Raw genomic sequence first — 4,696 nt, forward strand, 5'->3', positions numbered from 1 at the left:
GCCCCGTCCAGGGCTACTTCTTGCGCAGCGTCGCCAGGAACATGGCGTCGGTGCCGTGGCGGTGCGGCCACAGCTGGGCCGAGGGGCCATCGCCCACGTCGGTGACGCCGGGCAGGAACTCGCGGGTGTCGAGTTCCTCGGCGCCGGTGCGGCGGACGAAATCGGCGACCACCGAGACGGTCTCGGCCAGGTGCGGCGAGCAGGTCGAGTACACGACGACACCACCGGGACGCACGAGATCCCATGCGGCGGTGAGGAGTTCGCGTTGCAGGGTGACCAGCTCGGCCACGTCGGCCGGGGTGCGACGCCAGCGGGCCTCCGGGCGCCGACGCAGGGCGCCCAGGCCCGTGCAGGGCGCGTCGACCAGGACCCGGTCGTAGCCCGGGGTCAGCCCGCTGTCGCGGCCGTCGGCGACGTGCACGGTGACGGGCAGGTTGCGGGTCGACTTGCGGACCAGTTCGGCGCGGTGTTCGGCCGGTTCGACCGCGTCGACGGTGAACAGGTCGATCGCGGCCAGCGCGCCGAGCAGGGCCGCCTTGCCGCCGGGACCCGCGCACAGGTCGAGCCACCGGCCCTGGTCGGGGCCCTCGAGCGGGGCCCGGGTGAGGGCGAGGGCGACCAGCTGGCTGCCCTCGTCCTGGACCGAGGCGATGCCGTCGCGGACCGGCTCGAGCAGGCCGGGGTCGCCGCCGTCGAGGTAGACCGCGTACGGGGACCAGCGGCCTTCCTCGCCGCCGGTGACCAGGGCGAGTTCCTCGGAGGTGATCTCGCCGGGGCGGGCGACCAGGTGCACCACGGGGCGTTCGTCGTCGGCGGCCAGCAGGTCGTCGAGTTCGCCCGCCTGCGCGCCGAGGGCGTCGGCGAAGGACTGGGCGATCCACTTCGGGTGCGCGTGTTCGAAGGCGAGACGGCCGATCGGGTCGGTGGGGGCCAGTTCTGCCACCCACTCGTCGGCGGTCTTCTCCCCCGCCCGGCGCAGCACGGCGTTGACGAAACCCGCACGGCCCTGGCCGAATTCGGCGTTGGCCAGGTCCACGGAGGTGTCGACGGCGGCGTGCGCGCTGGTGCGGGTGCGCAGCAGCTGGTAGACGCCGAGGCGCAGGATGTCGAGGATCGGTCCGTCGATCTCGTCGACCGGGCGGCCCGCGCACGCCGAGATCACGGCGTCGAGTTGGCCCTGCGAACGGCTCGTCCCGTAGGTGAGCTCGGTCGCGAAGGCGGCGTCGCGGCCGCTGATCTTGCGCTCGCGCAACAGTTTCGGCAGGGCCAGGTTGGCGTAGGCGTCGCGTTCGCGGACGGCCCGCAGCACGTCGAGGGCGACCTCGCGCGCCGGGTCCACCGGCTCGCCCCGCCGCTTACGGGGGCTGGGCACGCTGGGGTCGGGGCGCTCGGGACGCCGCTGGGCTGGCGACTTACCCGCACCGGTATCCCGGTTGCCGCGCGAATCGCCTTCTCGCACACCACGTTCCGACCGCCGCGCGCCACCGCTCGCCGCACCCGAACGCCCCGACGAGCCACGATCGTCACGCTGACCGCCCCCGTCACGCTTGCGCGCCCGACCCTCGTCGGCGCGATCGAACCCCGGGCGATCGCCCGCGCGACCGGAGTCGGCGCGCTGATTCCGCGCCTCGAGCCCCAGCTCGCGATCGTCACCGCGCCCGAAACCGGGGCGGTCGTCGGCCCGGCGTTGCGCACCGGAGCGCGCGGAATCCCCGCGCTGGAGGTCGGCGGAGCGCAGACGATCATCGCTACCGAAGCCCGGACGATCATCGGCACGGCGAGAACCACCGGAACGCGGCGCGTCGGGGCGCTGGTACCCGGAGTCGCGACCGAAGCCGGGACGTCCGGAATCAGCCCGCCGGTTATCCGCGCGGTCACTCGCGCCACGGCCGGAACCGGGCCGACCGTCCGCGCGACCGGGGGCCCCGGAGCGCCCGGAATCGGCCCGTCGGCTGTCCGAGCTCTGCGCACGGTCACTCGCACCACGGCCGAACCCGGGGCGATCGTCCGCGCGACGGGGGGCGCCGGAGCGGTCGTCGTCGCGGCGGGGGGTGGTGTCGCCTTTGGCGGCGCGGGCGGCCCAACCGCCGTCGACGTTCTTGGCGGTGATCTTGCGGTCGTCACGGCCCTGACCGGTGGGTTTGCGATCGGGGGTGATGCCCTTGGCGGCGTCGGCTTCGCGGCGACGGCGGCGGTCGGAGGCGCTCATGCACGCACCTCGCCGGTGGTCGGGGCGGGCGCGCCGGGTCGAACGGGCCGGTGGGTCATGGCGTGGTTCATCCGATCACCGTGCCGGGGGCGAGGCGGGCGCCGCGGGCCCAGTCGAGGGCGTTCATCATCTTCTTGCCGGGGGGTTGGACCTGACCCAGGCGCAGGGCCGTGGTCGATGTGCCGACGAAGACGCCGGTCTTGCGCACCTCGATCTCGCGTTCGGGCAAGGTTTCCTCCACCATCTCCACCGGGCCGAGTTTGAGGCGCAGCCCGTTCACCTCGGTCCACGCGCCGGGCGCCGGGGTGACGGCGCGGATATGGCGGTGGATGGCCAGCGCGGGTTCGTCGAACCCGATCCGCCCGGCCTCCACGCTCACCTTCGGTGCGTAGGACACGCCGTCATGCGGCTGCGGAATCGCTTGCAGCGACCCGTCTTCCACGCCGTCCATGGTCTTCTCGAGCAGCACCGCACCGGCCTGCGCGAGCCGGGCCAGCAGGTCGCCGGTGGTGTCGGTGAGCCGGATCTTCTCCGTCATCACCCCGTACACGGGCCCGGTGTCCAGGCCCGCTTCGATCAGGAACGTCGACGCGCCGGTCATGTCGTCACCGGCGTCGATGGCCGCCTGCACGGGTGCGGCACCGCGCCAGGCGGGCAACAGCGAGAAGTGCAGGTTGATCCACCCGTGGGTGGGGATGTCGAGCACCTGCTGGGGCAGCAGCGCACCGTAGGCGACCACCGGGCAGCAGTCGGGCGCGAGTTCGGTGAGCGCGGCGATGAATTCGGGCTCGGCGGGCTTGCGCGGGGTGAGCACCGGGATCCCGAACTCGTCGGCGAGCTGACCCACCGGCGAGCGCAGCAGTTTGCGGCCGCGACCGGCGACCGCGTCGGGTCGGGTGACCACGGCGACGACCTCGTGGCCCTCGCTCTCGATCAGCCGGCGCAGCGAGGGCACCGCCGGTTCGGGCGTGCCCGCGAACACGAGACGCATCAGCGACCACCGCCCACACCGCTGGACTCGCGCACGGTCAGGCCCGCACGGAACCAGTCGGATTCGCGGATGGCGCGCATCGCCTCCTTGCGGTCGGCGGGGTCGAGGCGGTTGATGAACAGCACCCCGTCGAGGTGGTCGTACTCGTGCTGCACGCAGCGCGCGAGCAGCCCGTCGGCCTCGAATTCGACCGGCGCACCGGCGGAATCGACGCCGCTGACCCGCACCCGCGCGGCCCGACGCACGTCGTAGCGCACGCCAGGGATCGACAGGCAGCCCTCCGGCCCGACCTGTTCGTCGGACCCGATCGGCGACCACTGCGGGTTCACCACGTGGCCCGCAGCGTCGCCGGTGTCGTAGACGAACACCCGCAGCCCGACCCCGATCTGGGGCGCCGCCATCCCGACTCCGCCGTCGTCGTGCATGGTCTCGATGAGATCGGCGACGAGCGTGGCGACCTCGGGACCGAACTCGGTGACCGCGTCGGCACGCGAACGCAGAATCGGGTCGCCGAACAGGCGAACGGGCTGAATGGTCACGGCGGCTCCCGGGGAGGACGAATTGCGGTCGTCCCAGTCTAGTGACCTCCCGGGAGCCCCCTGTCCAGCACGCCCGTCAGGAGTTGCCCGCGATGATCACCTGCGGGATCCCCGTGCCGAGCGCGACCGGCTGACACACCGGCGCGGGCGCGTTGACCGGATCGAGGATCTGTTGGAGCAACTGCTGCACGAACGGGTCGTAGACCAGGTGGAAGTGCCCGGTGAGATCCTCGGCGCACAGGTCCTGGAGCACCAGGTTCTCCGCGCCCGCCCCACGCAGCGCGATATTGGAGAACGGCTGGATCATCTCGTCGACCCGGCTGCCGACGGTGACGTAGCGGACACCGGGCACGGTGTCGCCGCCCTCGTTGAGTTCCACCATGAGCGGTTGGCCCTGCGCCTGCTGGACCGCCGCGGTTGAGGTGACCTGCGCGTACACGTCCATCATGCCCGGCACGGCCTGGCCGACCGGGACCAGTCCGTACATGACGCCGCCGTAGCTGGGCGAGGCCAAACCGACCCAGGTGTCGACCTTGGGCGCCCCGCCGAGTTTGTTGACGTAGAACCGGCTCACGGTCGCGCCCTGGGAGAACCCGACCAGGTCGACCTTGCTCGCCTTCGTCGCCGCGAGGACCTCGTCGACGAACGCGGCGAGCTGGGCGAAGCTGATCCGCATGTCCTCGGTGCCGTAGGTGTCGGCGCCGGGCGCCCCGCCGTAGTTCAGCGCGAACACGCAGTAGCCGGCCGCGACCAGTTGCGGTCCGATGCCCGACCAGTCGGAGTACGCGCTGGAATCGGTACCATGCACGAGCACGATCGGACGGGGGTGTTCAGCACCGGGTACGCAGTCGAAGTCGTTGAGCCCCACCGGAACCGCGTTCGGGTGGGTGTCGAGATAGCGGGCCGCGGCCAGATGGTCGGTCTGCGGCGGACCCGACTGTAGCGGGACGACGGCGG

At 72.4% G+C, this 4,696-nt stretch carries 4 protein-coding genes; all 4 read right to left on the reverse strand.

All coding sequences use genetic code 11. The annotated features are described in order from the left end of the window. Positions 1 to 13: 13 nt before the first annotated feature. Positions 14 to 1,372, reverse strand: a complete 1,359-nt coding sequence (locus ACFP3H_RS15180) for an RsmB/NOP family class I SAM-dependent RNA methyltransferase (RefSeq protein WP_378606415.1) — start codon at positions 1,370 to 1,372, stop codon at positions 14 to 16. A 904-nt stretch (positions 1,373 to 2,276) separates the two neighbouring features. Continuing rightward, positions 2,277 to 3,200 (reverse strand): methionyl-tRNA formyltransferase, encoded by a 924-nt coding sequence (fmt, locus tag ACFP3H_RS15185; RefSeq protein WP_378605895.1) that lies wholly within the window; start codon positions 3,198 to 3,200, stop codon positions 2,277 to 2,279. Continuing rightward, positions 3,200 to 3,739 (reverse strand): peptide deformylase, encoded by a 540-nt coding sequence (gene def / locus ACFP3H_RS15190; RefSeq protein WP_378605898.1) that lies wholly within the window; start codon positions 3,737 to 3,739, stop codon positions 3,200 to 3,202. The genes fmt and def overlap by 1 nt, the downstream gene beginning before the upstream one ends. Before the next feature lie 76 nt (positions 3,740 to 3,815). After that, positions 3,816 to 4,652 (reverse strand): esterase/lipase family protein, encoded by an 837-nt coding sequence (locus ACFP3H_RS15195; RefSeq protein WP_378606418.1) that lies wholly within the window; start codon positions 4,650 to 4,652, stop codon positions 3,816 to 3,818. Positions 4,653 to 4,696: the final 44 nt, after the last annotated feature.

The sequence above is a fragment of the Nocardia lasii genome (genome assembly GCF_042658545.1).
Taxonomy (GTDB): Bacteria; Actinomycetota; Actinomycetes; order Mycobacteriales; family Mycobacteriaceae; genus Nocardia; species Nocardia lasii.